The organism is Nocardiopsis terrae (assembly GCF_014651695.1).
Taxonomy (GTDB): domain Bacteria; phylum Actinomycetota; class Actinomycetes; order Streptosporangiales; family Streptosporangiaceae; genus Nocardiopsis; species Nocardiopsis terrae.
In genome coordinates this window covers 367,173-393,255 of the sequence record NZ_BMXJ01000006.1, presented here as the reverse complement: position 1 = coordinate 393,255, position 26,083 = coordinate 367,173, and the positions used below count along the sequence as shown (strand labels likewise).

Below are 26,083 nucleotides of genomic sequence, written 5' to 3'. Positions count from 1 at the left end.
CGGATCATTCCGTGACCATCTCGGCGACCGAGGCCATCAGCTCGGACAGCAGCTCCGAGCCCCGCGCGCGGGCGGCCGCGACGTCGCCGTCGACCCCCGACACCACCTCGGCGTAGGCTTTCAGCTTGGGCTCGGTCCCCGAGGGGCGTAGCGTCACGCGCCCCCGCATCCCGCCCGTCAGTTCGAAGCGCAGTGCGTCGGTCGGCGGCAGCCCTGCGTGCCCGCCGGCGAAGTCGACGACCCCCGACACCCTCAGGGGGCCGAACGCGGCGGGCGGTTCGGCGCGCAACCGCCGCATCGCCGCGGAGATCTCCGCCAGGTCCTCCACCCGCACCGACAGCTGGTCGCTGAGGTGCAGGCCGTACTTCCTCGCCTGATCATCGAGGAGGTCGACCAGGGTGCGCCCGGTCCGCTTCGCGGCCGCGGCCAGGGAGAGCGCCATCAGCGCCGCGCTGATCCCGTCCTTGTCCGCCACCGGCCGCACCTCGTCACCGCCCACGCAGTACCCCAGGGCCTCCTCGTAGGAGAACACCCGGCGCTGCCCTGGTGCTCCCGCGCGGGCCAGCCACTTGAACCCCGTCAGGGTCTCCTCGTAGTGCACGCCCCGGTCCCGGGCGATCCTGCCGAGCAGGCTGGAGGAGACGATCGAGGTGGCGACCACCCGGTCCGCACCGCTCGTGTGGTCGAGCACGTACTCGGCGAGCAGCCCGCCCACCTCGTTCCCGGTGAGCAGCCCGTGCCCGGGGACCGCGAGCGCCAACCGGTCGGCGTCGGGGTCGTTGGCCACCACCAGGTCGGCCCCGAGGGCCTCACCCGCCGCGACGGCCAGGTCCATCGCCCCGGGCTCCTCCGGGTTGGGGAAGTCCACCGTGGGGAAGTCGGGGTCGGGGTCGAACTGTTCGGCGACCACCGCCGGACGGGCGAATCCGGCCCGTTCCACCGCCTCGACCAGTACCCGGCCGCCCACCCCGTGCATGGGGGTGTAGACCACCGACAGGTCCCGGTCCGCCTCCAACGGCAGCGCGGTGACGGCGGCCAGGTACCGCTCCACCGCCTCCTCGCCGAGCACGGTCCAGCCCTCACCCGAGGCAAGCGCCCCGACCGGGCCCACCGCGTCGATCGCGGCGGAGATCTCGGCGTCCACCGGGGAGACGATCTGGGTGCCCGCGTCGTCACCGGTCCCGCCGACGTACACCTTGTAGCCGTTGTCCTGGGGCGGGTTGTGGCTGGCGGTCACCACGATCCCGGCGTCCGCGCCCAGATCGCGCAGGGTGTACGCCAGGACCGGGGTGGGCAGGGGGCCGGGCAGCAGGGACACCCGGTGTCCGGCCCCGGTGAGGACCGCGGCGCTGTCCCGGGCGAAGTCGGCGGAGCGGTGCCGGGCGTCGTACCCGATGACCACGTGCTTGCCGCCCGCCCCGAGCCACGCACCGATCCCCGCGGCCGCACGCATGACCACGACCCGGTTCATCCGGTTGGGCCCGGCGCCCAGGGCTCCGCGCAGACCGGCCGTACCGAACTCCAGGCCGGTGGCGAACCTGTCGGTGAGGTCGGCCAGGGCGGCCGCCTCCCCGGTCTCCGCGCGGGCCAGCAGCGCACCCAGCTCTTCCCGCGTCACGGGATCGGGGTCCTGGTCGAGCCAGGCCCGCGCCCGGGTGAGGAGTTCGGTGTCGGTCATGCTGATCTCCTGTCTGGACGAATGACCACAGGGGTGTGTCGGCCCCCGGAGCAAGCGCTCAACCCCAGGGGTGTGCTGCCCACTTGCCTCCACCCCAAGGGGTGCCCCTGCCCACCCACCGTCACCTCAGGGGGTGTTCTTTCGTTCGGGCGCGGGAGTCTGGGTTTCAGCAAACACAGTGCAAGACGAGTCAAGCCGCCAGCGAGGAACGAGCAAGGCGCGGACGAGGATGCTGTGCCTGCTACAACCCGAACATCTCCCCTCAGGCGCCCGAACACGGTCCGAAGCGAAGCGGAGGACCCAAGCAAACACAGAGCAAGCACTAGAACCGCCTGACGATGTCCGCGAGCAGGCGGCCCACCGCGGCAGCGGAGTCGCGGCCGGTGGCGAGGACGTCCTCGTGGTCGAGGTTGGCGTCCTGGAGGCCCGCGGCGATGTTGGTGACCAGGGACATGCCCAGGACGCGCGCTCCGGCCGCGCGGGCGGCGATGGCCTCCAGCACGGTGGACATGCCGACGAGGTCGGCACCCATGGCTCGGAGCATGCGGATCTCGGCGGGGGTCTCGAAGTGCGGTCCGGGCATGGCCGCGTAGACGCCTTCGCGCAGGCCGGGGTCGACCTCGCGGGCGATCGCGCGCAGCTCGGGACTGTAGGTCTCGGTGAGGTCCACGAAGGTCGCCCCGGTCAGCGGCGACTTCGCGGTCATGTTGATGTGGTCGGCGATGAGCACGGGCGAGCCCACCGCGTAGTCGGCGTTGATGCCGCCCGCGGCGTTGGTGAGTACGACGGTCCGTGCGCCCGCGGCGACGGCGGTGCGCACGCCGTGCACGACCGCGTCGGTGCCGTGCCCCTCGTACAGGTGGGTGCGGCCGAGGAAGGCGAGCACGTTCCGGTCGCCGTCGGCGATACTGCGGACGGTACCGCTGTGGCCCTCCACCGCGGGGGGAAGGAAACCGGGCAGTTCGGCCGAGGCCAGCTCGTGTTGGGCGTCGCCGATCAGGTCGGCGGCGGGCGCCCAGCCCGAGCCCATCACCAGGGCGACGTCATAGCTGTCCACACCGGTGCGCGAACGCAGTTCGGTTGCGGCCTCCTCGGCGGCGGCCTGGGGTGTGCGAGTCACTGCGAGTTCTCCGTTCGTCGGTACCGCGGGTGCGGTTCGGGGTGGATCCCGGTGTACAGGGGGCGTGACATGACGTCCTGGGGGCCCGCCTCTCCGGGGACGGTGTTCCCGGTGAAGCCGAAACCGGCGGCCCGGTAGACGCGCTGAGCCGGGAGGTTGGACTGGTTGACGCAGAGCACGATCTCCTCGGCGTGCGGCGCGACCTCCGCGGCCAGGCGGTCCAGCAGGGGCGGTGAGCAGGAGGTCCGGCCGACCCCCCGGCCCTGCCATTGTGGCGTGACGTAGTAGGCGCGCAGCAGCACCGCGCGCTCCGGCGCGTCGACCAGCTGGGAGCGGACGGCCCGGTCCAGGACCCCGAAACCGGCGCAGGCGGCCCGGGCCGTGGCCGGGTCGGTCAGCGCCCCGGCCAGGGCCACGACCGCGTACGGGAACCGTTCGGGGTCCGAGTCCGCGTCGGGGAGCGTCTGCGCGGGAAGACCGGTGAAGCGCAGCTGCTCGGACGGCAGGCGGTGTTCGGGCAGGACCCGCCTGAGCAGGGCGCTCTCGCCGGTCTCCTCGTCCAGTCGGACCAGGCGTACCTGCGCGGCGTCCCAGCTCGCGGCGGCCCGCCTGCCCGAGCCTCGCCATCGGGTCATCGGGCCTCCGGCAACCGTGGGACGGGGCGGGACCCGGTGTCCACCGGGCGCGCGAAGACGCTCTGCACACCGTGTTCTCCCGCGTCGTACCTGCGGCCGGTGGGGACGAATCCGGCGGAGCGGTAGGTGCGCTCACCCGCGTCGTTGCCGTCGTTGACGCACAGCACGATCTCGGCGGCCCCGGGCGCGATCGCCGCGACCAGGAGGTCGAGCAGCGGCGCGGAGCAGGCGGCACGGCCGATCCCCCGGCCCTGGTGTTCGGGGGTGACGTAGAAGGCACGCAGCAGCACGGCGTGTTCGGGGTCCTCGACCAGGTCGCGCAGCGGGCCGACCCGGTCGATGATCCCGAAGCCGAGGCAGGCTTCGAGGACGGCCGCCCGGTCCGTCAGCGGGACGTCGTTGCGGACGACGGCGTAGGGGAAGCGGTGCGGGTCGTCGTCGGCGCGCGGCAGGGTGTGCACCGCCTCGTCGACGAAGCGGCGCTGTCCGGGGGCCACGCGCTGGCGCGGAAGGACCTCACGCAGCAGGGCCACCTCGGGGGTGGTGCGGTCCAGGCGCACGAGGCGCAGGCTGGGGACGCGCTGGTGTTCGGAAGCGCGGGGCTCCGGGATCCGGGGGTCGGCCTGTTCGGGGGTGTTCGCTGGCACCGTTCCTCCACTCGGCTGTCGGACCGGGCCGCCCCGGGGGCGGGACGGACCGGTCCGCCAGTCTTACACCCCGACCGGGTGCCAGACCGTCTTGGTCTCCAGGAAAGGGGTCATTCGGGAGGTACCGGGATCGGTGTCGAGCCAGGCTTCCTCTCCGTCCCCGCCACCGGGCCCGGGACGCAGCACCCGGGTGAGGGTGGTCGCCGCGGCCCTCTCGAACTCGACCGCCAGCCCGCCGGCTCCGGCCAGGTCCAGGGCGTTGACGTCGGCGTGCGACGCCAGGTGCGGACCGATCTCCTCGGCCCTGCCGGTGAGCAGGTTGACCACTCCTCCGGGCAGGTCGGAGGTGGCGAGCACCTCGGCGAGGTCGATCGCGGCCAGTGGCGCCCGCTCGGAGGTGACCACCACCGCGGTGTTACCGGTCGCGATGACCGGGGCGATGACCGAGGTGAGCCCGAGCAGCGGGGCGTCCTGGGGCGCGAACACCGCGACCACCCCGGTGGGTTCGGGCGCGGAGTGGTTGTAGAACGGTCCGGACACGGGGTTGGCCCCGCCCAGGACCTGGGCGAACTTGTCGGTCCATCCGGCGTAGTACACCCAGCGGTCCACGGCGGCGGACACGATCCGGTCGGCCTGGGCCCGGGGCAGTCCCTGGGCGTCCGCGATCTGGGCGGCGAACTGCTCGCGGCGCCCCTCCATGACCTCGGCGACCCGGTAGAGGATCTGGCCGCGGTTGTAGGCGGTGCGCCCGGACCAGCCGCCGAAGGCCTTGCGGGCCGCGGTGACGGCGTCGCGCGCGTCCTTTCGGGAGGCGAGCGAGGCGTTGGCCAGGTGGGTGCCGTCCGCTGAGGCCACGGGGTAACTCCTGCCCGATTCCGAACGCGGGAAGGCCCCGCCCAGGTAGAGCTTGTAGGTCTTGCGGACCGCCAGCCGTGCGGGGGGCCGGGGTTCGGTGGTGCCGTCCCGGGCCGTGCCCCCGTCGGCGCCCTCCGCTCCGGCCCCGCCGGTGGTGTCCGTGTTCTTCCTGCTCTTCTTGGTGCCGCGCCGCTCAGCCAAGGTAGGCCTCCAAACCGTGTCGCCCGCCCTCGCGGCCGTATCCCGACTCCTTGTAGCCGCCGAAGGGGCTCGTCGGATCGAACTTGTTGAACGTGTTGGACCAGATCACGCCGGCGCGCAGGCGCTCGGCGGTCCACAGCATGCGGGACCCCTTCTCGGTCCACACACCGGCGGACAGCCCGTAGGGGGTGTTGTTGGCCTTGGCGACGGCCTCCTCCGGGGTTCGGAAGGTCAGGACCGAGAGCACGGGGCCGAAGATCTCCTCGCGGGCCACCCGGTGCGCCTGGCTGACGCCGGTGAGCACGGTGGGCGCGAACCAGTAGCCGTGCTCGGGCAGCTCGCAGGCGGGCGACCAGCGCTCCACGTTCTCCTCGTCGGCGGTGGCGGTGAGCTCGCGGACCCGCTCCAGCTGGGCCGCGGAGTTGATCGCGCCGATGTCGGTGTTCTTGTCCAGCGGGTCGCCCAGGCGCAGCTTGGCGATGCGCTCCTTGAGCCGGGGCAGGAACTCGTCGGCTACGGACTCCTGGACGAGCAGCCGCGAACCGGCGCAGCAGACGTGGCCCTGGTTGAAGAAGATGCCCGAGACCACGCCCTCGACGGCCTGGTCGAGCGCGGCGTCGTCGTAGACGATGTTGGCGCCCTTGCCGCCCAGCTCCAGGGTGAGGCGTTTGTCGGTCCCCGCGACCGCGCGGGCGATCTGGCGGCCGACCTCGGTGGAGCCGGTGAAGGCGACCTTGTCGGTGCCCGGGTGCCCGACCAGGGCCCGGCCGGTCTCCCCCGCACCGGTGAGGATGTTGACCACGCCCGGGGGCAGGTCGGCCTCCTGGCAGATCTGCGCGAAGACCAGCGCGGTCAGCGGTGTGGTCTCGGCGGGTTTGAGCACGACGGTGTTGCCGGTGGCCAGGGCCGGGGCGATCTTCCACGCGAGCATGAGCAGCGGGAAGTTCCACGGGATGACCTGGGCGGCCACGCCGAGCGGCTTCGGGTCGGGGCCGAACCCGGCGTGGGCGAGCTTGTCGGCCCAACCCGCGTAGTAGAAGAAGTGCGCGGCGACCAGCGGCAGGTCGACGTCGCGGGTCTCCTTGACGGGCTTACCGTTGTCCATCGACTCCAGGACGGCCAGTTCGCGCGAGCGCTCCTGGATGATCCGGGCGATGCGGAACAGGTACTTGCCGCGTTCGGCGCCGCTCATGCGGCTCCACACGGTCTCGTGTGCGCGGCGGGCGGCGGTGACGGCGCGGTCGACGTCGGCCTCTCCGGCCACGGCCACCCGGGCGAGTTCGGTCTCGTCGGCCGGGTTGAGCACGGTGAGGTGGTCACCGCTCCGGGCCGGGGTGAACTCGCCGTCAATGAAGAGGTCGTAGGTCTCGCGCAGGCTGACGACGGAGCGGGACTCCGGTGCGGGCGCGTACTCGAAGATCACGGCTCAGTCCTGCGTGTAGTAGTCGGGGCCCGGGTAGGTGCCGGTGGACAGCCTGGTGCGCTGCATGAGCAGGTCGTTCAGGAGGCTGGAGGCACCGATCCGGAACAGGTCGGGGGTCAGCCAGTCGGGGCCGGCCGTCTCGTTGACCAGGACCAGGTTGCGGATGGCGTCCTTGGTGGTGCGGATGCCCCCGGCGGGTTTGACGCCCACGTGGCGGCCGGTGGCGGCGTGGTGGTCGCGCACCGCCTCCAGCATGACCAGGGTGACCGGCAGCGTGGCGGCCGGGGAGACCTTGCCGGTGGAGGTCTTGATGAAGTCTCCGCCGGCCTGGATGGCCAGGTGGGAGGCGCGGCGCACGTTGTCGTACGTGACGAGTTCGCCGGTCTCCAGGATGACTTTCAGGTGTGCGTCGCCGCAGGCCTCCTTGACCGCGACGATCTCGTCGAAGACCTTGCGGTAGTCCCCGGACAGGAAGGCGCCCCGGTCGATGACCATGTCGATCTCGCTGGCCCCGTCGGCGACGGCGCGCCTGGTGTCGGCCAGCTTGACCTCCATCGGCGCGCGCCCGGACGGGAAGGCGGTGGCGACCGAGGCCACGCCGATCCCGGTGCCCTGCAGCGCCCCGACGGCGGTGGCGACCATGTCGGGGTAGACGCACACGGCGCCCACGCGGGGCACGGTGCGGTCGGTCGGGTCGGGCAGGGCGGCCTTGGCGCACAGGGACCGGACCTTGCCGGGTGTGTCGGCGCCCTCCAGGGTGGTCAGGTCCACCATGGAGATGGCCAGGTCGATGGCGTTCGCCTTGGCGGTGGTCTTGATCGACCGGGTGGAGAGGTCCTGGGCGCGGGCCCGGGCTCCGACCTCGTCGACCCCGGGAAGGCCGTGCAGGTAGGCCCGGAGCGCGTGGTTGGTCCTCGCCTCGGGCTCGAATGCGGTGTGGGGCACGGGCACCTACAGCTCGTCGGTTCAACTGGGCCGTCCGCTGCGGCCAGCGGAAACGGCGTGTCCTGGGCTCGGCGCGGGGTGGATGTCCCCGCCGTCAGGCAGTCACCATAACCCCGGGCCGGGCCGGCGTCAGTCCCCCGCGGGTTCGTGCCACCCAAGGTTGGAGAAGACTCCAAGGCCAGAGCGGTCGGCGTGTCGTCCTTTCATCCAATCAGGGGGTGGGAAGGCCGGAAAAACACGGTTCTCCCCCGGTGGGCCGACCCTGCCGGGACGTGTGCGGTCTAGACCGGACTCGGCCTCTGCGGAGGCCGGCCCCTCCCCGCGCCACCGTTCGGGGGCCGTAACCTGGACCCATGGCGGAGTTCCGGATCAGTAGTGACGACAGGCAGGTCGACCTGCGCAGACTGGCCACCGCCCTGGCCGAGTCACAGGGGTGGGCGCGCGAGGACGTGAGCATCTGGGACAACCGGCAGGGCGAGGTGATCGTGACGATCGACGACGCCCTGCTGCGCAGACCCGACGCCGACCCGCTGCACCGGCCCCGGCACACCCCGCACGCGGTGCACGAGGCCTGCGAGCTGCTGCGCCGGGAGGACACGTCGCTGCGCGGGGTGGACTTCGCCTACCTCAAGGACGAGAGCGCCCGGTTCTTCTCCGCCGGGTGGACCCTGGCCGACCTCCAGCACGCGCTGGGCCACCGCCCGGACGGGGTGGCCTGGGAACGGGGCCCCGAGTACCGGGGCAGCGGATGGCTCGCCCACCGGCTGTCGGCGTGGAAGACCCCCGACGGCGACATCCGCCCCTCCCAGTCCCAGGAGTCGGCGCAGCTGCGGGTGATCGGCAGGGCCGGGCTGCCCATGCACATCGGCCTGCCCCAGGACACCGAACTGTCCGAGCGCCCGGTGGCCAGCCCCGCGGTGGCGCGCTCGGCCGCCGACGACGCCCGGCGCCTCATCCGGCAGAACACGCGCACCACCACGGACACGCTGGCGCACCGGGACCGCACCTCGGCGCACATCACCCGGCCCGACGAGCGTCCCGACCACCCCTGAACCGGCCCCGTGTCAGTCCGCGGCGCGCTCCCGGTTCTCCCGGGGCACCCCGACCAGGGAGACCACGCCGTCGGCGAAGGCCCCCAGCCCGGTCTCGAACGGCCCCCGGCCCACCCCGAAGCGCCACAGGCTCGCGAAGACCAGTGCCCCCAGGATGAACAGCTCCAGGTACCAGGGGCCGCCCGCTGCGTTCTCCGGGTGCAGGGCGACGATCACCGCCAGGACCAGGACGTGCCCGGAGTAGACGGTCAGGGGCATCCGGCCCACCGAGGTCAGCGGGTACGTCAGGCGCGGCAGCCGTTCGGCGAGCAGCATGCACACCACCAGTACCAGGAGCGCCTGGCCCACCGCCTCGAGGATCTCGAAGGTGGTGCCCGTGTGCGGCGTGTTCACGGCCAGCCACCACCAGGAGTCCGTGGGCACCTGGCCGCTGATGCTGTGCGCGGCGTCCGTCGTGTTGTAGCGCAACTCCTCGGCGGTCCGGGCGTCGACCGAGCTCAGCGGGGCGCCGTCGAGGAAGGTGCTGTGCGCCTCGGTCAGCCGGTCCAGCCCGCCCAGGGGGTTGAGCAGCACCCAGGACCCCAGGTAGCCGACCGCGGCCATGAGCGCCCCGGCGACCGCCGTCCGGACCCGTACCGCGGCGGCGGTCAGGTCGGTCCGGCCGACCGCCATACCCGCGAACACGAACGCCATGAACGTGATCGCCGGGTAGTAACCCGTCAGGAAGAACTCGGTGAACGAGGAGAGCGCGCTGGTCCGCACGCCCCCCGGGAACAGGTCCTGGCGCAGCAGGAAGGACACGGCCGGTCCCACGAGGGCCAGCGTCCCCGCGGCCGTCCACAGCAGGGCGGCACGGGCCCGGAGCAGTGGCAGGGCCAGGACGAAGAAACCGGCGTAGTAGGTGAGGATGATCGCGACCGGGACGGCGAGGGCGTCCAGGACGAAGCCCAGCAGCCCGATCAGGAACGAACGGGCCAGGATACGGACGGCGGCCCTGTGCAGGGAGTCGCCCCGGACGGGCCGGGTGCGTCCGGTCATCAGCGACAGGGACACGCCGGCGAGGAAGGCGAAGAGGGCCGAGGAGTTGCCGCGCACCAGGCTGTGCAGCTCCCAGCCCTGCTCCTCGGGCAACAGCCCGAAGGAGACCACCCCGAGGTGGACGGCGAACATCCCGAACACCGCGAGCGCACGCGCGGCGTCGACACCGTCGATCCGGCGTGCGGCGGGAGCGGCCCCGGCGGCGGAGGGCGTGTTGTCGGATCGGTTCTGTGGCACGTTGTCAGGCTACGCCCGGCTCTGTGCGCGGGCGAGCCGCGGCCGCACCCGGCCACCCGCCGGCCGGGCCCGCCCCCGGTGGGGTTCGGGGCGCGGGCCCGGAGGGTCCGAACGGGTCAGGAACCGTCGTCGGCCAGGTCGCTGAAGTAGTCCAGCGCCTCCGGGTTGGCGAGGGAGTCGCGGCTGGCCACCTTCTGCGGGCTCTCCCCCATGAGGATGCGCTTGACCGGGACCTCCAGCACCTTGCCGGACAGGGTGCGGGGTACGGCCCGGATGGCGCGGACCCGGTCGGGGACGTGCCGGGGCGAGCAGTCGGTGCGGATCCGGCGGGCGATCTCCTTGGGCAGGTCGCCCTCCAGGTCGGAGCCCTCGCGCAGCACGGTGAAGAGTTCGATCTTCGAGGATCCGTCGCCCTGGGGGACGTCCACGACCAGGGCGTCGATCACCTCGTCCAGGGCCAGGACCGCGCGGTAGATCTCGCTGGTGCCCATGCGCACTCCGCCGCGGTTGATGGTGGAGTCCGAGCGGCCGTAGATGATCGCGGTGCCGCGGTCGGTGATCTCGATCCAGTCGCCGTGCCGCCAGATCCCCGGATAGACGGAGAAGTAGCTGTCGCGCAGGCGTTCACCGTCGGTGTCGCCCCACAGGAACACCGGCATGGACGGGGCCGGTTCGGTGACGACGAGTTCGCCGACCTCACCGACGAGTTCCCTGCCTTCGGGGTCCCAGGCGGCCACGGCCATACCCAGGCCGCGGGACTGGATCTCGCCCTCGTACACCGGCAGGGTGGGGGTGCCGCCGACCAGGCAACTGCAGATGTCGGTGCCGCCGCTGGTGGAGAACAGCCACAGGTCGGATCCGAACTCCTCGTACACCCACGCGAACGCCTCGGGGCTGAGCGGGGAGCCGGTGGAGCCGATGGCCTTGAGCGCGGACAGGTCCCGTCCCTCGCGCGGGTGGACGCCCTCCTTCATGCAGGAGGACAGGTACCCGGCGCTGGTGCCGAACACGGTGACCCCGGCCTCGGCGGCCAGGTCCCACAGGGACCCGAGGTCCGGTGCGGGGGGCTCCGCGGACGGGGCCCGGTCGTCGGGGGCGGTGGAGGGCGAGGGGTGGGCGGGGCTTCCGTCGTACAGCACGATGGAGGCCTTGGTCAGCAGGACGCTGACCAGGAAGTTCCACATCATCCAGCCGGTGGTGGTGAACCACAGGACCCGGTCGTGCGCCTGGGCGTCCAGGTGCAGGTTCAGGTTCTTGAGCTGTTCGAGGAGGATGCCGCCGTGGCCCTGGACGATCGCCTTGGGCAGGCCGGTGGTGCCCGAGGAGTAGAGCACCCACAGGGGGTGGTCGAAGGGCACGGGGGTGAAGGCGAGTTCGGCCCCCGATCCGGAGGCGACGAACTCGTCCCAGGGCAGGGTGCCGTCGAGGGCGGCGCCGGGGGTGAGGTGGTCGAGGAGGACCGTGCGCTCGACGGTGGGCAGCGCGGCGCGCAGCTCCTCCACCACCGGACGACGGTCGAAGTCCTTGCCGGCGTAGCGGTAGCCGTCGACGGCGAGGAGGACCTTGGGTTCGATCTGCGCGAAGCGGTCGATCACGCTGCGCACGCCGAAGTCGGGAGAGCAGGAGGACCAGATCGCACCGAGGGAGGCGACGGCGTAGAAGGCGGCCGCCGTCTCGGGGAGGTTGGGCAGGTACGCGGCGACCCGGTCGCCCTCGCCCACCCCGAGTTCACGCAGCCCGGCAGCGATCGCGGCGGTGCGCTCGCGCAGGTCGCCCCAGGTCCAGGCGCCGAGCTCGCGGAGCTCGGTGGCGTGCCGGATGGCCACCTCGTCGGCGTCGCGGCCCTCGAACACGTGCTCGGCGTAGTTGAGGGTCGCTCCGGGGAACCACTGTGCGCCCGGCATGCTCCGGTCGGCGAGGACCTGCTCGTAGGGGGTCTGGGCCCGGACCCCGTGGTACTCCCAGATCGACGCCCAGAAGCCGTCGACGTCGGTTACCGACCAGCGCCACAGGGCGTCGTAGTCGAAGTCCGCGGCGGCGGTGGCTCCGCTTCCGCCGAAGGCCTCCACCCCCCTGTTCCGTGCGGCCCATCGGGCGAACGCGACGATGTTGGAGGACTCGATCCGTGCTTCGTCGGGCTCCCAGAGCACACGGGGCACGCTGCTCTCCGTCATTGGCCCGCCTTCCCAATCGCGTGGCTGTGTGTGGCTGTGCGACCCATCTAACAACACCGCATGATCGGGCCCACGGTCCGGTCCGGCGTAACGGTGCGCGGAGTCGGCTGGGAAGTGCGCAGGTCACCGTCGGACCGCGCGTACGTGGAACACCCGCCCCGGTCCGGATCCTCGGGGCGGGTGTGCGGCGCTGACCGCGACGGAGCGTCATGTTCCGCCTCGGCCAGACGGGATCAGCCCACCTCTCGGTCGGCAACGGACACCTGACGGTTGGTCGGCGGGCCCGGCCGCCGACCGGGCGGACCGGCTCTCAGCCCAGCCGGCGGACGGCGTCGACCGCCGCCACCGGTGAGTCCACGACAGGGGCGCCGGTGGCCTCCAGGCGCTCGCGGGCCATCAGGCCGCTGGTGACCAGGACGGCCTGGGCCCCGGCCTCGCGTGCCGCGCGCGCGTCGTCGTCGATGTCGCCGATGAGCACGACGCGGGAGGGGTCCAGCCCCTGGTTCTCCAGGTGGTGGACCAGGTGCTCGGCCTTGGAGTCGTGCTCGGTGTCGAACCTGCGGCCGTCGATCCGGGTGAAGTGCGCATTCAGGCCGCGCCCGGAGACGAGGGGCACCAGGTGGTCGTGCGAGGCCATGGACAGCAGCGACTGGGTACCGCCCGTTCCGGCCCACTCGTGCAGCACGTCGGGGACCCCCGAAGCCAGCTCACAGCTGGGCAGGTGCTCCAGGTAGCTGGTGTCGTAGAGCTTCTCGGCGTGCTCCCACTCGCCCTCGGCGAAGGCCCGGCCGAGGAGCTCCTCGTAACAGGGGACCAGGGGGCGGCGGAAGACGGAACGCCAGTACTCCATCTCGACCGGCTCACGGCCGAACTGGGAGCACACCGCGTTGACCGCCGCGAGGTTGGCGTGGTTGTCGTCGAGGAGGGTGCCGTTCCAGTCCCAGACGATGTGGTGGGTGTTCGGTTTCGGGGAAGTCATCTCAGCCATTGGGAGCACTTTACGACGCCTCGGCCCGGTTCCGGTATGCGTTTCTCACCACGGTCCGCGGCGGCCCCGTGCCTGGTGGGGGCCGGGACGGGGGCCGGGGCCCGGCACGGTCCCCGGGCCGGGGCGGGGGGCCGTGCTCCGCGCCCGCCTCCTGCGGCTCCTGCGCACGGCCCACACCACGGCCGCGACCATCAGCGGGAACACGATGAGGACGAGCAGGGGCAGCAGGACGGCGATCACCGAGGCGAGGAAGCTGGCCACGTCCTCGGCGAAGGAGGCCACGGGAGCGCCGGCACCGAGTGTGAGGGTGTTGATCACCGGCCGGGCCAGTGCTTTGGCCAGGTGGAAGAGGAGGGCGATGACCGTCCCCGCGATCACCGACCCCCAGGCGATCCCGCCCGTGGACGCGGCCGCGCCGGAGGCTTCGCCGGTGATCTCGGTGAGTCCGACCGCGGAGGTCCCGGCAGCGAAGGTGATCCCGCCCGAGGTGGGCCTGACGAGGGTCTGGAGGAGGTCGTTGGCGCTGTCGAGCGCGGGCACCTTGTCGGCCGCGAACTCCACGACGAGCAGCACGCCGAGACTGATGAGGGTGGCGGGGTGTTCGAGCCACGCCCAGGCCGGGCCCAGCGGAACGAGGTCGGTGTAGCGGGCCACGAGCCCGACCACGAGGAGGGGGACGTAGGCGTTGAGCCCCGCGGCCGAGGCCAGGCCGAGGCCGGTGAGGGAGGCGAGCATGGGGGGTCCTTCGTTGGCGCCGGGCAGGGGGTGGTGCCGGGCCGGGCGCGCGGCCGGACACCGGTCCCCGGGTTGACGCCCGTGAAGGGCGGTTGGTTCGCCCGCGCGGCGTTCTCAGCGCGGTCGGCGGGTCACTGCCGGTAGTTCTCGACCTCGGAGACGGGGCGGACCCTGGCCTCCTCCGGGTCCTGGCCGAACTCCCTGCGGGCCCGGCGCTGGCGGAGGAGGTCCCAGCACTGGTCCAGTGCCTCCTCGACCTCCTTCATCCGGCCGCGCTCCCCCGGTTCCAGCCCTCCCGGGGCGGAGCGGAGCGCGTGCTCCTCGTCCATCAGGCCGCGGATGGTCGTCATGATGTCCTGTTCGGCGCTGTCGCTCATACCGCCATGGTCGGTGCGGTGCCGGACCGGGACAAGGCCCCGGCCCCGGGATTGCCCGGTCCGGACCGAACGTTTACGCGGGGCCGCGGGCGCAGCGGTCGCCGCGCCCCCGTGGCACGCCCCGGCGGCGCGAACGGGGCGACCGCTCCCTGCTGTCTGGGAAACTTCTCTTAACGCCGGGTTGGTGACGAATCGTTCGCGTGGCGGGGGCCGGAAGGGCGGAATAGGCCTCGAAGCTCCGCACTTGAATACCTTGAGGGGGTATTGTTATGGCAGCTGAGCAGGAACAACACGGAAACGGTGGCATGGCCGCGACCCACGGTTACAGCAACGACAAACAGAGCCACATCAACCGGCTCCGACGTGTCGAGGGCCAGATCAGGGGCCTGCAGCGGATGGTCGAGGACGACCAGTACTGCATCGACATCCTCACCCAGACCTCGGCGGTGAACAAGGCGCTGCGTTCCTTCGCGTTGTCCATGCTCGACGAGCACCTCAAGCACTGCGTGGCGAACGCCGTCGCCAACGGCGGCGACGAGGCGGACGAGAAGGTGCGCGAGGCCTCGGAGGCGATCGCCCGGCTGGTGCGGTCCTGAGGGCCGTCGCCCCGTTCCGCCCTCCGGTCGGCCCCGGCCGCCCCACGGTCCGGCCGCCACACCCCGGCCGACGTACCGGCATGTCCCCCGAAGCGAACAGCCACGTCCGTGCCCTGGAAGCCCGTCTGGCCCTGCCCGTCCTGGCCAGCGCGATCGTCTCCGTCCCGGCGGTCTTCCTCGACCTGTGAATCCTGCTCATCGCCCCGGCCGAGAACAAACTCGACTGGCTGCGCGCGCACCGGTGGAGCACGTTCGTCGCCGTGGCGACCCTGCCCGCCGTCGTCTTCGCCCTCGGCCCCGCCCAGGTCCTGCGCCTGGTCCGGGTCGCCGGAACCCTGTGGCTGGTCCGCGTGAGCAGGACCGTCGAGGCGGGCGGTGTCCTGCGCCGCCGGATGGGGCTGACCGGGACGCGCGGGGCGGTGGTGGCCGCGGCCACCACCGCCCTGTCCGTCGTGTTCGCCGGCGTGATCCTGCTCGACCCGGACTCGCCCGGCCGACGCTTCCTCGCCGACCTCCCGGAGAACTTCGGGACCCGGCAGGTGCTGCTGTCCCTGGCGTTGGCCGCCGCCGCGACCGCCCTCACCCTCTACCTGCGCCGAGGCGGCGCGGACGGGGAGGCCGCCGCCCTCCCCGAGCGCTCCGGGTGCTCCGGAGGCGAAGGGGCCGGAGCGGATCAGTCCTCGCCGTAACGCTCCCGTTCGTTGTCGAGCAGTCGCGCGCCCTGCGACCGCGAGGCGTCCGGATCCAGGTAGTCCACTGACTCGTTGGCCACGAACGAGGACGGCCGTCCGTCGTCGGCGAACCCCAGCCGGGAGATCTCGCCGCCGGTGAAGGCGCGGATACCCCAGTTGGCGAGGATCCGGGCCCGCGCCGTCGAGGAGGGCACCGACGCCATGTGGTAGCCGCGGGTGGCCGCCAGCGCCGGGAGGCCGCTCAGCTCGAACTGGAGGATTCTGGCCAGGGCGTCCTTTCCGCTCAGGTCCACCACCAGCCCCATGTCCTTGTGTTTGAACTCGCGCAACGGCCTGCCGAGCACCGAGTTGACCACGTTGTGGGCGGCGGTGGCCGCCTGCCTGCTGGCGTACTGGGCCGTGGGCGGGCAGTAGTCGCTCTCGGGGTGCGAGAGGTTGGGCACGGCCGCGGCGTCCCCGAGCGCGAACACGTCCGGCAGTCCCGGCACGGACAGGTCCGCGCCGACCTCCAGACGGCCGCGCTGGGTCGGTTTGCCGAGGGTCTCCATCAACGGGCTGGGCGTGACGCCCGCGGTCCAGATGAGGGTGCGGCAGGGCAGGGCCCGCCCGTCGGTGAGCACCACCTTGTCGGCGGTCACCTCCCGCACGCTGACCTTCAGTTTCACCTCGATGCCCAGGTTGCGGAGCAGATCGAGGGCCTTACGGCCGAGCCGGTCGCCGAGTTCGGGCAGGACCTTCGGCGCGATGTCGACGAGGTGCCAGCGGATGACGGAACGGAGTTCGGGGTAGCGGCGGGCGGCCTCCTCGCAGAGCCGCATCAGCGATGCCGCCGTCTCCACACCGGTGTAGCCGCCGCCGACCACGATGAACCGGCAGCGCTCCTCCCGTTCGACCGGGTCGCGCGAGTCGTTGGCCAACTCCAGCTGGGCCAGCACGTGGTCGCGCAGCAGCACCGCCTCCGCCAGGGTCTTGGCCCCGTAGGCGTGTTCGGTGAGTCCCGGGATGTCGAAGCCCCGTGTCAGGCCGCCGGGCGCCAGGACGAGCCGGTCGTATCGGCAGGGCGCGAGTTCGCCGGTGGGTCGCCGCACGACGACCGTGCGGTCCCGGGTGTCCACACCGACCGCGTGGCCGGGGACGAGCTGGGTCTTGCGGGTGAGCCTGTGCACCGACATGGCGACCGACTGCGGGGTGAGCAGCCCCGAGGCCACCTGGGGCAGCAGCGGGCTGTAGAGCATGTAGTCGTGTGGTGCCACGAGGGCGAGGTCCGCCGCACCGTTGGGAATGCGTCGTTCCAGGTGACGCAGGGTGTGGAGGCCACCGAAACCCGCGCCGACCACTACGATCCGAGGCCGAGACATAAGTACACCGCTCCTTCTCCGTGTCGGGGGGAGGGACGTCCTTCGCGTCTGTTGGGCCGTCGGACGCGGGCGTACCCACTTCACCGGTGCCGAATGTACGGGGGAGGACATCGTTTTCGACCGCCCCCACACCAGCCGCCCCGAGGCCTTTGTCCGTTGTTGGCCCTCGCGGGGAAAGGCATGCGGGTTCTTCAGGAGGAGGAGACCCGCCCTTGGCGCCCCTGAAGCGACACTTGGTCACCATGTGTGGTCATGCACAAACGGAAAGTGCTGACCCGTGTTTCGGAGAGGGGCAAGGAACGAGTATGCGTGCGTTCACCAGGATCGCCGCCACCACCGTGTTGGCCACCGGAGTGACCGTGTCCGGTGCGGGGGCCGCCTTCGCGGACCCGCCGGAGGAGGTCACCGAGCCCGTGGACGGGGTCGCCGACACGGTGCAGGACCCCTCACCCGAAGCGGCGGCCCTGCTCGAGGACCCGCAGGTCCAGGAGATCCTTGCCGACGAGGAAGCGGTGGAGTTGCTCAGCGACCCCGAGGCGCTGGAACTGCTCCGGGGACTGCTGGAGTTCGAGGACCCGATGGGCGCCCTCGAGGAGCTCGACCCTCCCGTCAGCACCGACGACGTGCCGGTGGAGGGCGACGGCGTGACCGGCGGGCTTCCGGTCGACGGCGCCGACACCGGTGACGTCACCCAGCCGGTGGACGACGTGGCCGGCGGCGTCGGCCTGCCGTAGGGCACCGGGCACGAGGGGCGGGCGGCCGGGGCCGCCCGACCCCTCCCCTGTGTTCGTGCGCGCCCCGACCCGGTGCGCGTGCCCCGTCCACGGACGTTCGGCGGCGGTTCACCCCGGCCCCGGGACGGGGTCCCCGGCGAGCAGGGCCGCGGAGCCCATCCGGAGCAGCAGGGCGGCCATCTCGTCACGGGACAGCGCGCCCCGGCTGTGCGGGGTGGAGTTGAGCAGACCGAAGGCGGCGTGCACCGAGGCGCGCAGGGCGGCGGGCCGGCTCGCCGGGCGCAGTTCGGTGAGGACACCGACCCACTCCTCCACGTAGCCGCGTTGGAGGCGCCGCACCCGGCTGCGGTCCTCCTCGGTGAGGTTGCCCAGTTCCCGGTCGTGCACGGTGATCAGGTCGGGCTCGTCCAGGGAGAACTCGATGTGCCCGCGCAGCAGCGCCTCCAGGGCGTCCCGCGGACCCCCGGCACCGGCCACGAGCTCCCTCCCCCGCCGGGAGAGGCGGTCGCTGATGTCCACGAGGACCTCACCGAGCAGCGCCTCCTTGCCGGGGAAGTGCCGGTAGAGCGCGGGCCCGGTGGTACCGACCGCCCGCCCGAGGTCGTCGATGGTCACCCCGCGGTAGCCCCGCGCCGCGAACAGGCGTGCGGCCGCGCCCAGGATCGCCGTCCGCCGCTCACCCGTCGGCCGCTGCCCCGTCTGTCTGTGCCCCGCCGGCCCCTGCCCCGCGTCCATCCGTCCACCTCTCGTCGACCCGATCCGGTGATCCGGGCCGCTCCCGGCCCTGGACACCCATGTTAGTAGTTACTAACATCACTGTTGTTAGTGAGCATTAACATCCCTCCACGAGAGGACACCATGAGCAGGGCACCTGTGCTCGGTTCGGCGGTCGACACCGCCGGTCCCGCGTTCGCCGCCAACGACGCCGCGAACCGCGCGCTCGCACGGGAGCTGCGGGAGCGGATCGCCACCGCGGCCCTCGGCGGCCCCGAGAAGACCCGAGCGCGCCACGTCGAGCGCGGCAAACTCCTCCCCCGCGACCGCGTCGACCTCCTCCTCGACCCCGGTTCACCGTTTCTGGAGATCGCCCCGCTGGCCGCCTACGGCCTCTACGGCAGGGACGGCCAGGACGCACCCGGAGCCGGGATGATCGCCGGGATCGGCCGCGTGGCCGGACGGCCGACGGTCGTGGTCGCCAACGACGCCACGGTCAAGGGCGGCAGCTACTACCCGATGACGGTCAAGAAACACCTGCGCGCCCAGGAGGTGGCGCTGCACAACCGCCTCCCCTGCGTGTACCTGGCCGACTCAGGCGGCGCCTTCCTGCCCATGCAGGACGACGTCTTCCCCGACCGGGAGCACTTCGGCCGCATCTTCTACAACCAGGCCACCATGTCCCGGGCCGGCATCCCGCAGATCGCGGCGGTCCTGGGTTCCTGCACCGCCGGCGGCGCCTACGTTCCGGCGATGAGCGACGAGGCGGTCATCGTCCGCGAGCAGGGCACGGTCTTCCTCGGCGGCCCGCCCCTGGTCAAGGCCGCCACCGGCGAGGTCGTCACCGCCGAGGAACTGGGCGGCGGCGACCTGCACTCGCGGATCTCCGGGGTCACCGACCACCTCGCCGACGACGACGCCGACGCCCTCGCCAGGGTCCGGCGGATCGCCGACACCCTCGGGCCGCTCGACCCGCCCGCCTGGGAGGTCCGCGAACCGCGCCCGCCCGAGCTCGACCCCGAGGAGCTCTACGGGGTGGTGCCCGCCGACACCCGGACCCCCTACGACGTGCGCGAGGTCATCGGCCGGGTGGTCGACGGCAGCGAGTTCACCGAGTTCAAGTCCGAGTACGGCACCACCCTGGTCACCGGGTTCGCGCACGTCCAGGGCCACCCGGTCGGGATCATCGCCAACAACGGCATCCTGTTCGCCGAGTCCGCGCTCAAGGGCGCGCACTTCATCGAACTGTGCGACCGCCGGTCCATCCCCCTGGTGTTCCTGCAGAACATCTCCGGGTTCATGGTCGGCCGCGACTACGAGGCGGGCGGCATCGCCAAGCACGGGGCGAAGATGGTCACCGCGGTGGCCTGCGCCCGCGTCCCCAAGTTCACCGTGGTCATCGGCGGCTCCTTCGGGGCGGGCAACTACTCGATGTGCGGCCGCGCCTACTCGCCCCGCTTCCTGTGGATGTGGCCGAACGCCCGCATCTCCGTGATGGGCGGCGAACAGGCCGCCTCCGTGCTGTCCACCGTCCGCCGGGACCAGAAGGAGGCCCGCGGCGAGGAGTGGTCGGCCGAGGACGAGGAGGCCTTCAAGGCGCCCATCCGCGACCAGTACGAGGAACAGGGCAGCCCGTACTACTCCACCGCCCGCCTGTGGGACGACGGCGTCATCGACCCCGCCGACACCCGGGACGTACTCGCCATGGCCCTGTCCGCCGCCCGCCACGCGCCCCTGGACCCGGTGGGCTACGGCGTTTTCCGGATGTGAGGAACCCTTGACCACGACGCCAGACACAACACCTGCCAGCACCGGACCAGCCACCGTGCTGGTCGCCAACCGGGGTGAGATCGCGCTCCGCGTCATGCGCACCCTGCGTCGGACGGGACTGCGCTCGGTCGCGGTGTACACCGACGCCGACGCCGAATCGCCGCACACCCTCGCCGCTGACGAGGCGTTCAGGGTGGACCGCTACCTCGACGCCGAGGCCATCGTCGCTGCTGCCGCCGCGAGCGGTGCCACCATGGTCCACCCCGGGTACGGCTTCCTGTCCGAGAACGCCGGCTTCGCACGGGCCTGCGCCGAGGCCGGCCTGGTCTTCGTCGGCCCTCCCGCCTCCGCGATCGAGGCCATGGGCGACAAGATCCGCGCCAAGGACACTGTGGCCCGAGCCGGAGTACCCGTCCTGGGCGGGTTCACCGAGAAACCCGGGCAGCCCCTGTCCGACGACGAACTCCTGCACGCCGCCGAGGAGACCGGCTACCCGCTGCTGATCAAACCCTCCGCCGGCGGCGGCGGCAAGGGCATGCGGGCCGTCCACTCCCCCGACACCCTGCTCGCCGACGCCGCGGCCGCCCGCCGCGAGGCACTGGCCTCCTTCGGGGACTCCACCCTGCTCGTCGAGAAGCTGGTCCAACGGCCGCGCCACATCGAGGTGCAGGTCCTGGCCGACACCCACGGCAACGTCCTGCACCTGGGCGAACGCGAGTGCAGCCTGCAACGCCGCCACCAGAAGGTGGTGGAGGAGGCCCCGTCACCGCTGCTCGGCGCCGCACAGCGCGCCGCCATGGGTGAGGCCGCGGTGGCGGCCGCCCGCTCCTGCGGGTACGTGGGCGCGGGCACGGTCGAGTTCATCGCCGAGACCGGCCCCGGCGGCGAACTGTCCTTCTCCTTCCTGGAGATGAACACCCGCCTGCAGGTGGAGCACCCGGTCACCGAGGAGGTCGTGGCCGTCCGCGGCGAGCGCGGTGTCGACCTGGTGGAACTCCAGCTCCGGGTCGCGAACGGGGAACCGCTGCCCTTCACCCAGGAGGAGGTGTCGTGGGTCGGGCACGCGGTGGAGTCCCGTGTCTACGCCGAGGACGCCGACCGGGGCTTCCTGCCCTCGGGCGGACCGGTCCTGGCGCTGCGGGAGCCCTCCGGCCCGGGGGTGCGGGTGGACTCGGGTATCGCCGAGGGCGGGTCGGTGACCTCCGACTTCGACCCCATGCTGGCCAAGGTCATCACCTGGGGGGCGGACCGGTCCGAGGCACTGGCCCGGATGGACGCCGCACTCGGCTCCTACCTGTTGCTGGGCTGTGTCACCAACACCGCGTACCTGCGACGGCTGCTGCGCCACCCGCGGGTGGCGGCCGGCGACCTGAGCACCGACCTGATCGCCGCCGATCCCCCCGCCGCCGCGCCCGAGGGGGTACCCGCCGAGGTGTACGCCGCCGCCGCCCTGGACCACCAACTGGACCTGGAGGGGCCGCCGAGCGCCGACCGCTTCGCCGTACCCGACGGGTGGCGGATGGGCGGCCCGGCCTGGACCCCGTGGCGGCTGCGGGCGCCCGGGCACGACGCCGTCGTGGTCCGGGTCCGACGGGACGGGGGCGCCGGCCGGTACCTGGTGAGCGTGGCCGGGGACGGGGCCGAAAGGGTCGCCGGGGAAGCCGGGGAGAGCGAGGCCGTGGCGGTCCGCGCCCGGCGCTCCGCCGACGGTTCCCGGCTCACCGTCACCGCCCCCGACCGGACCCGCACCTACGTCCGCGCCGACGATCCGGCCACCGCGCACCGGTGGTTGGGGCTCGACGGCGCCGCCTGGACCCTGCACGAGGAACCGGTGGCCGCCGCTCTGCGCGCGGACGAGGCGGCCGCCGACGGGACGGTGCGCAGCCCCATGCCGGGCACGGTGCTCGACGTACCGGTCCGGGTGGGCCAGGAGGTCACCGCCGGAACCGCCCTGGCGGTGGTCGAGGCGATGAAGATGGAGCACTCCGTGCCCTCGCCCGTCGACGGCACCGTCACGGAGGTGGCGGTCCGCCCGGGTGCCTCGGTGCCCATGGACGCGGTCCTGGTCACCGTCGAACCGTTCCCCGTGTCGGCCGAGGACCCGGCCGACACCCCTTCCACCCCCGCCACCAGCGAGGAGCAGCAGTGATGAAGCGTCACGAACTCTCGACCGAGCACGCCGACCTGCGGGCCGCCGTGGAGACCTTCGCCCGGACCGAGGTCGCCCCGGTCATCGGGGACTTCTACGAGCGGGGCGCCTTCCCCTACGACATCATCGCCAAGATGGGGCAGATGGGCCTGTTCGGGCTGCCGTTCCCCGAGGAGCACGGCGGGATGGGCGGCGACTACTTCGCCCTGTGCCTGGCCCTGGAGGAGCTGGCCCGGGTGGACTCGTCGGTGGCCATCACCCTGGAGGCGGGGGTGTCGCTGGGTGCGATGCCGATCCACCGCTTCGGCACCGAGGAGCAGAAGAAGACCTACCTGCCCGGGCTGACCTCCGGCGAGGCGCTGGGGGCGTTCGGCCTGACCGAGCCGGACGGCGGTTCGGACGCGGGCGCGCCCAGGACCACGGCGCGCCTGGAGGACGGCGAGTGGGTGATCAACGGGACCAAGTCGTTCATCACCAACTCGGGCACCGACATCACCGCCCTGGTCACCGTGACCGCCGTGACCGGCACACGGGAGGACGGGCGTCCGGAGATCTCCTCGATCCTGGTCCCCAGGGGCACCCCGGGGTTCTCCCTCGGGCAGAAGTACTCGAAGGTGGGCTGGAACGCCTCGGACACCAACGAGCTGGTCTTCGAGGACTGCCGGGTCCCCGAGGCCAACCTCGTGGGCGAGCGCGGCCGCGGGTACGCCCAGTTCCTGCGCATCCTCGACGAGGGGCGGATCGCCATCGCGGCGCTGTCGGTGGGCCTGGCCCAGGGATGCGTGGACGAGAGCGTGCGCTACGCCCACGAACGGCAGGCCTTCGGCAACAGCATCGGCCGGTACCAGGCCATCCAGTTCAAGATCGCCGAGATGGAGGCCCGCACGTACAGCGCCCGCCTGGCCTACTACGACGCGGCCTCGCGGATGCTGGCGGGTGAGCCCTTCAAGAAGGAGGCGGCCATCGCCAAGCTCATCGCCTCCAACGCGGCGATGGACAACGCCCGCGACGCCACCCAGGTCTTCGGCGGCTACGGGTTCATGAACGACTACCCGGTGGGGCGCTTCTACCGGGACGCCAAGATCCTGGAGATCGGCGAGGGCACGAGCGAGGTCCAGAAGATGCTCATCGCCAGGGAGCTCGGGCTGCCGGCCTGACCCCCACGGTTACGCGGCCCCGAGGACAACGGAGTCCCCGGGGCCGCGGCCTCACTCGGGTCTATGTCGGCTCCGTCGAGAGGCGATCCCACCTGCTGGACGCCGGTCTCGTCTATGGGCACCTGTTCGGGAGAGGCTGGATCCTCAGCTCGGAGACGGATCTGCTCACTCCGCCCCACGGTCCCCCTTTCCCCGTGATCTTGCTACCAGGGGCAACTTCGGCGCCGAAGTTGCCCCTGGTAGCAAGATCACCGCGGTTCGGGCGGAGCACCCGCAGCGAGGCGGGGACGAAGATGTTCCCGGGCAGTGGCGGAAGGGCGGGAGCACACCCGCGTGCCAGATCCTCCGTCGCGGGGACTGAACCACCCCTCGGCCGAACTTTCCCGGGTCCTGGGGCGTCCACCGTGCTGGGACCATCGGTGACGGGCCCGTCACCGATGGGTCCCGCCTCCGAGCCCCCTAACCCCACGAGGTTCCGCCGCCGTGCTCCTCTCCCGCCCCGCCCCCGTGCCCTTCCCGCCCCGTCTCCACCACGGAACCCGCCCGCCGGCCCGCACCGCCCACACGACCGAGGAGCGGCATGGCTCGCCTGCGGCATGAGCGGAGGAAGAACGACAGCCCGCCGACCAGACCCCTGGGCGCGCACGACCCGGTCCGGTTGGGTCCGCACCGCCTGCTCGGGCGGCTCGGCTCCGGTGGCATGGGCACCGTCTACCTGGGCCGGTCCCGGTTCGGGAGGCTGGTGGCGGTCAAGGCCGTGCATCCGGAACTGGCCGACGAACCGGAGTTCCGCGCCCGCTTCGCCTGGGAGGTCGGGGCCCTGCGCCGGGTGCGAGGCCCCTTCGTGCCCCGCTTCGTCGGTGCCGACCCGCAGGCGGAGATGCCCTGGCTGGCCACCGCGTACGTGCCCGGACCGACCCTGCGCGGACAGGTCAAAGGCGTGGGCCGACTGCTCGGCGGCGCCCTGACCGGGGTGGCCACGGGGGTGGCCGCCGCCCTGGCCGACATCCATCGGGCCGGGGTCGTGCACAGCGACCTCAAACCGAGCAACGTCGTCCTCTCCCCCGGCGGCCCGCGAATCCTGGACTTCGGGATCGCCCGCACCCTGGACGGCACCGTGTACACCAGGACCGGCGGGGTGATGGGCACCCCCGGCTGGATCGCCCCCGAACGCCTCCGGGGAGCGCCCGCGACCGCGGCCTCGGACGTGTTCGCCTGGGGCCAGCTGACCGCCTACGCGGCCACCGGACGCAACCCCTTCGGCCGAGGGAACCCCGAGGCGCTGACCCAGCGGGTCCTGCGCGGCGAGGCCGACCTGACCGGGATACCCGAGGAACTGGTCGTCCCGGTCCGGGCGGCACTGGTCGAGCCGCCCGGGTACCGGCCCTCCCCGGCGCAGATCCTGCACCTGCTGCGGACGGGCGGGGGAACGACGGGCACCGGCAGGGCGACCGTTCCCGCGGCGCGTGCCGGCTGGTCGGCGGAGCGCGACCCCGGACGCTCACCGTGGCTCGGACGCTGAAAGCGCCTGTCCGCTTCCGGACAGCCCCCGCCGGTTTCCGCCTCCATTCGCGGGGTGTACTCCTCCCTGTGCCACCGCAGGGCGCCCCTGAGGGGTGACAAGCACCACCAATCGGCACAGAATGGACTCATACGGCCAGTGCGGGCCCCCTGATTTCCGGGTCCGCGGAGACCCGGCCCGCCTCGGTGGGCCCGTACCGGGTCCCTGGCTCCTCACGTTCCCCACCCGAGGAGACACCGGATGGAAGGCGCCCTGTCCCTGCTCGCCCTGGTCACCGTGGTGGTGTCGGCCGGGGTGATCACGGTCGCCGCGCACTTTCGCAAGGAGCGGGCCACCGAGCTCCAGGCATGGGCACGAGAACACGGTTGGCACTACACCGAGCACCACCCGAGCCCCTTGGAGGACGCGGTCCTGCCCCGGGCCGTCCAGGGGCCCGACACGCGTGCCCGCCACGTGCTCACCGGGCGCCGGGGCACGCACCTGACCACCATGTTCGAGGTCACCCGCAGCACCTCCCCCGTTTCGCGGCGCGGCTCCGGGCAGGAGCGGCAGACCTACCGGGTCGTCGCGGTGCGAACCCCGGGGCCCGGCGCGGACCTGGAGATCCACCGCCGCGACCTGGCCCGTATCGTGTCCCTCGACGGCCGGGGCGATCCGGAGGAAGTCGGCCGGGCCTTCTCCGAAGCCTTTCGCACCGTCGGCACCGATGACGACTTCACCCGCGCCGTCCTGGGCCAGGACACCGTCTCCTGGCTGCTGTCGGACTGCCGGTCACGCTCCCTGCCGGTACGCTTCACCGGCTCCCATGTCCTGACCTGGGCTGCCATGCACCTGGATCCGGACCGCGCCCTGACCGCGGCGGACTATCTGATCGACCTGGTGGACCGGATTCCGGCCCAGGCGTGGGAACGCGATACCACCGAGTGCTGATCGGTGGCCCCGGGTGCCCGCGGTCCCGCACCGGAAAGGGGGTGGGCACGAACATGCGGCCCCCCGTGCCGAGGACGGATAAAATCCGGCTTACCCCAAAGCACAAGGAGTAGAACCCCCATGAGCGACCCCAATGCCACACACCGCATCTCACGCGCGGACCTGTTCGGCGATGACGAGGAGGAGACCACGGCGGACCCCAACGCCACCGCGAAGATCTCCCGCGAGGACCTCTTCAAGGACGACAAGGAGCCCAAGGGCCAGAGTGAGCGCGGCTGACACGGCTCCTCCGGGAGAAGACGGAGCGCCCGCCCCCGAAAGGGGACGGGCGCTCTCCGCGTCTGCGGGACGGCCTC

24 protein-coding genes are annotated in these 26,083 nt (G+C 72.3%); 10 read left to right on the top strand and 14 right to left on the bottom strand.

Going from position 1 to position 26,083, the window contains the following annotated elements; translation table 11 throughout:
- Window positions 1–4: 4 nt before the first annotated feature.
- The 7 genes from IE195_RS18925 to deoC all read right to left on the bottom strand — a co-directional run bounded on the left by IE195_RS18925 (window position 5) and on the right by deoC (window position 7,510).
- Entirely contained in the window at window positions 5–1,678 is a 1,674-nt protein-coding gene (locus tag IE195_RS18925; RefSeq protein WP_191273298.1) for a phospho-sugar mutase, read from the bottom strand.
- A 322-nt stretch (window positions 1,679–2,000) separates the two neighbouring features.
- On the bottom strand, window positions 2,001–2,798 hold the full coding sequence (locus tag IE195_RS18920; protein WP_191273296.1) for a purine-nucleoside phosphorylase: 798 nt from the start codon (window positions 2,796–2,798) through the stop codon (window positions 2,001–2,003).
- Window positions 2,795–3,433, bottom strand: coding sequence for a GNAT family N-acetyltransferase (locus IE195_RS18915; protein ID WP_191273294.1), 639 nt, complete (start codon window positions 3,431–3,433; stop codon window positions 2,795–2,797). Before IE195_RS18915 ends, IE195_RS18920 begins: the two co-directional genes overlap by 4 nt.
- Window positions 3,430–4,080: a GNAT family N-acetyltransferase gene (locus IE195_RS18910; protein WP_191273292.1), complete on the bottom strand. Its 651-nt coding sequence runs from the start codon at window positions 4,078–4,080 to the stop codon at window positions 3,430–3,432. Before IE195_RS18910 ends, IE195_RS18915 begins: the two co-directional genes overlap by 4 nt.
- A gap of 63 nt (window positions 4,081–4,143) precedes the next feature.
- Window positions 4,144–5,136, bottom strand: a complete 993-nt coding sequence (locus tag IE195_RS18905) for an aldehyde dehydrogenase family protein (protein ID WP_373295669.1) — start codon at window positions 5,134–5,136, stop codon at window positions 4,144–4,146.
- Window positions 5,129–6,559, bottom strand: coding sequence for an aldehyde dehydrogenase family protein (locus IE195_RS18900; protein WP_191273290.1), 1,431 nt, complete (start codon window positions 6,557–6,559; stop codon window positions 5,129–5,131). The genes IE195_RS18905 and IE195_RS18900 overlap by 8 nt, the downstream gene beginning before the upstream one ends.
- A 3-nt stretch (window positions 6,560–6,562) precedes the next feature.
- A complete protein-coding gene (gene deoC, locus IE195_RS18895; RefSeq protein WP_191273288.1) occupies window positions 6,563–7,510 on the bottom strand; it encodes a deoxyribose-phosphate aldolase in 948 nt (315 codons plus the stop codon).
- A 347-nt stretch (window positions 7,511–7,857) separates the two neighbouring features.
- Here deoC and IE195_RS18890 point away from each other — a divergent pair, with 347 nt between their 5' ends.
- Window positions 7,858–8,556, top strand: a complete 699-nt coding sequence (locus IE195_RS18890) for a hypothetical protein (protein ID WP_191273285.1) — start codon at window positions 7,858–7,860, stop codon at window positions 8,554–8,556.
- Between the two features lie 12 nt (window positions 8,557–8,568).
- Here the strand turns inward: IE195_RS18890 and IE195_RS18885 are convergent, their stop codons facing one another.
- From IE195_RS18885 to IE195_RS18865, 5 genes are all read right to left on the bottom strand, one after another.
- Window positions 8,569–9,831, bottom strand: coding sequence for a heparan-alpha-glucosaminide N-acetyltransferase domain-containing protein (locus IE195_RS18885; RefSeq protein WP_191273283.1), 1,263 nt, complete (start codon window positions 9,829–9,831; stop codon window positions 8,569–8,571).
- A 116-nt stretch (window positions 9,832–9,947) separates the two neighbouring features.
- Window positions 9,948–12,005, bottom strand: a complete 2,058-nt coding sequence (locus IE195_RS18880; protein WP_191273281.1) for an acetoacetate--CoA ligase — start codon at window positions 12,003–12,005, stop codon at window positions 9,948–9,950.
- Between the two features lie 310 nt (window positions 12,006–12,315).
- Window positions 12,316–12,993 carry an HAD family hydrolase gene (locus IE195_RS18875; protein WP_191273279.1) on the bottom strand — a complete coding sequence of 226 codons (678 nt, stop codon included), beginning with the start codon at window positions 12,991–12,993 and terminating at the stop codon, window positions 12,316–12,318.
- A gap of 45 nt (window positions 12,994–13,038) precedes the next feature.
- Window positions 13,039–13,728 carry a DUF4126 domain-containing protein gene (locus IE195_RS18870; RefSeq protein ID WP_191273277.1) on the bottom strand — a complete coding sequence of 230 codons (690 nt, stop codon included), beginning with the start codon at window positions 13,726–13,728 and terminating at the stop codon, window positions 13,039–13,041.
- A 131-nt stretch (window positions 13,729–13,859) separates the two neighbouring features.
- Window positions 13,860–14,105 carry a DUF2630 family protein gene (locus IE195_RS18865; protein ID WP_191273275.1) on the bottom strand — a complete coding sequence of 82 codons (246 nt, stop codon included), beginning with the start codon at window positions 14,103–14,105 and terminating at the stop codon, window positions 13,860–13,862.
- Between the two features lie 305 nt (window positions 14,106–14,410).
- On the opposite strand from IE195_RS18865, the gene IE195_RS18860 reads away from it, so the two are divergent.
- Entirely contained in the window at window positions 14,411–14,701 is a 291-nt protein-coding gene (locus IE195_RS18860; RefSeq protein WP_191273738.1) for a metal-sensitive transcriptional regulator, read from the top strand.
- Between the two features lie 260 nt (window positions 14,702–14,961).
- Window positions 14,962–15,390, top strand: a complete 429-nt coding sequence (locus tag IE195_RS18855; RefSeq protein ID WP_308428440.1) for a hypothetical protein — start codon at window positions 14,962–14,964, stop codon at window positions 15,388–15,390.
- Here IE195_RS18855 and IE195_RS18850 read toward each other — a convergent pair.
- On the bottom strand, window positions 15,375–16,751 hold the full coding sequence (locus IE195_RS18850; protein ID WP_191273273.1) for an NAD(P)/FAD-dependent oxidoreductase: 1,377 nt from the start codon (window positions 16,749–16,751) through the stop codon (window positions 15,375–15,377). The genes IE195_RS18855 and IE195_RS18850 overlap by 16 nt on opposite strands.
- Before the next feature lie 305 nt (window positions 16,752–17,056).
- Here IE195_RS18850 and IE195_RS18845 point away from each other — a divergent pair, with 305 nt between their 5' ends.
- On the top strand, window positions 17,057–17,485 hold the full coding sequence (locus tag IE195_RS18845) for a hypothetical protein (RefSeq protein WP_191273271.1): 429 nt from the start codon (window positions 17,057–17,059) through the stop codon (window positions 17,483–17,485).
- Between the two features lie 108 nt (window positions 17,486–17,593).
- On the opposite strand, the gene IE195_RS18840 is transcribed toward IE195_RS18845, so the two are convergent.
- Window positions 17,594–18,220 carry an SACE_7040 family transcriptional regulator gene (locus tag IE195_RS18840; RefSeq protein ID WP_191273269.1) on the bottom strand — a complete coding sequence of 209 codons (627 nt, stop codon included), beginning with the start codon at window positions 18,218–18,220 and terminating at the stop codon, window positions 17,594–17,596.
- Window positions 18,221–18,358: 138 nt separating this feature from the next.
- Here IE195_RS18840 and IE195_RS18835 point away from each other — a divergent pair, with 138 nt between their 5' ends.
- The 6 genes from IE195_RS18835 (at window position 18,359) to IE195_RS18810 (ending at window position 26,006) form a co-directional block, all read left to right on the top strand.
- On the top strand, window positions 18,359–19,969 hold the full coding sequence (locus tag IE195_RS18835) for a carboxyl transferase domain-containing protein (protein WP_191273735.1): 1,611 nt from the start codon (window positions 18,359–18,361) through the stop codon (window positions 19,967–19,969).
- Between the two features lie 7 nt (window positions 19,970–19,976).
- The gene (locus IE195_RS18830) at window positions 19,977–22,118 is read left to right on the top strand and encodes an acetyl/propionyl/methylcrotonyl-CoA carboxylase subunit alpha (RefSeq protein WP_191273267.1); all 2,142 of its coding nucleotides are present in this window, start codon (window positions 19,977–19,979) and stop codon (window positions 22,116–22,118) included.
- Window positions 22,118–23,275 (top strand): acyl-CoA dehydrogenase family protein, encoded by a 1,158-nt coding sequence (locus tag IE195_RS18825; RefSeq protein ID WP_191273265.1) that lies wholly within the window; start codon window positions 22,118–22,120, stop codon window positions 23,273–23,275. Before IE195_RS18830 ends, IE195_RS18825 begins: the two co-directional genes overlap by 1 nt.
- A 580-nt stretch (window positions 23,276–23,855) precedes the next feature.
- Window positions 23,856–24,797, top strand: coding sequence for a serine/threonine-protein kinase (locus IE195_RS18820; protein WP_191273262.1), 942 nt, complete (start codon window positions 23,856–23,858; stop codon window positions 24,795–24,797).
- A 240-nt stretch (window positions 24,798–25,037) separates the two neighbouring features.
- Complete coding sequence (locus IE195_RS18815; RefSeq protein WP_191273260.1) at window positions 25,038–25,727, top strand: hypothetical protein; 690 nt, start codon at window positions 25,038–25,040, stop codon at window positions 25,725–25,727.
- 120 nt (window positions 25,728–25,847) lie between these two features.
- Entirely contained in the window at window positions 25,848–26,006 is a 159-nt protein-coding gene (locus tag IE195_RS18810; RefSeq protein ID WP_191273258.1) for a hypothetical protein, read from the top strand.
- Window positions 26,007–26,083: the final 77 nt, after the last annotated feature.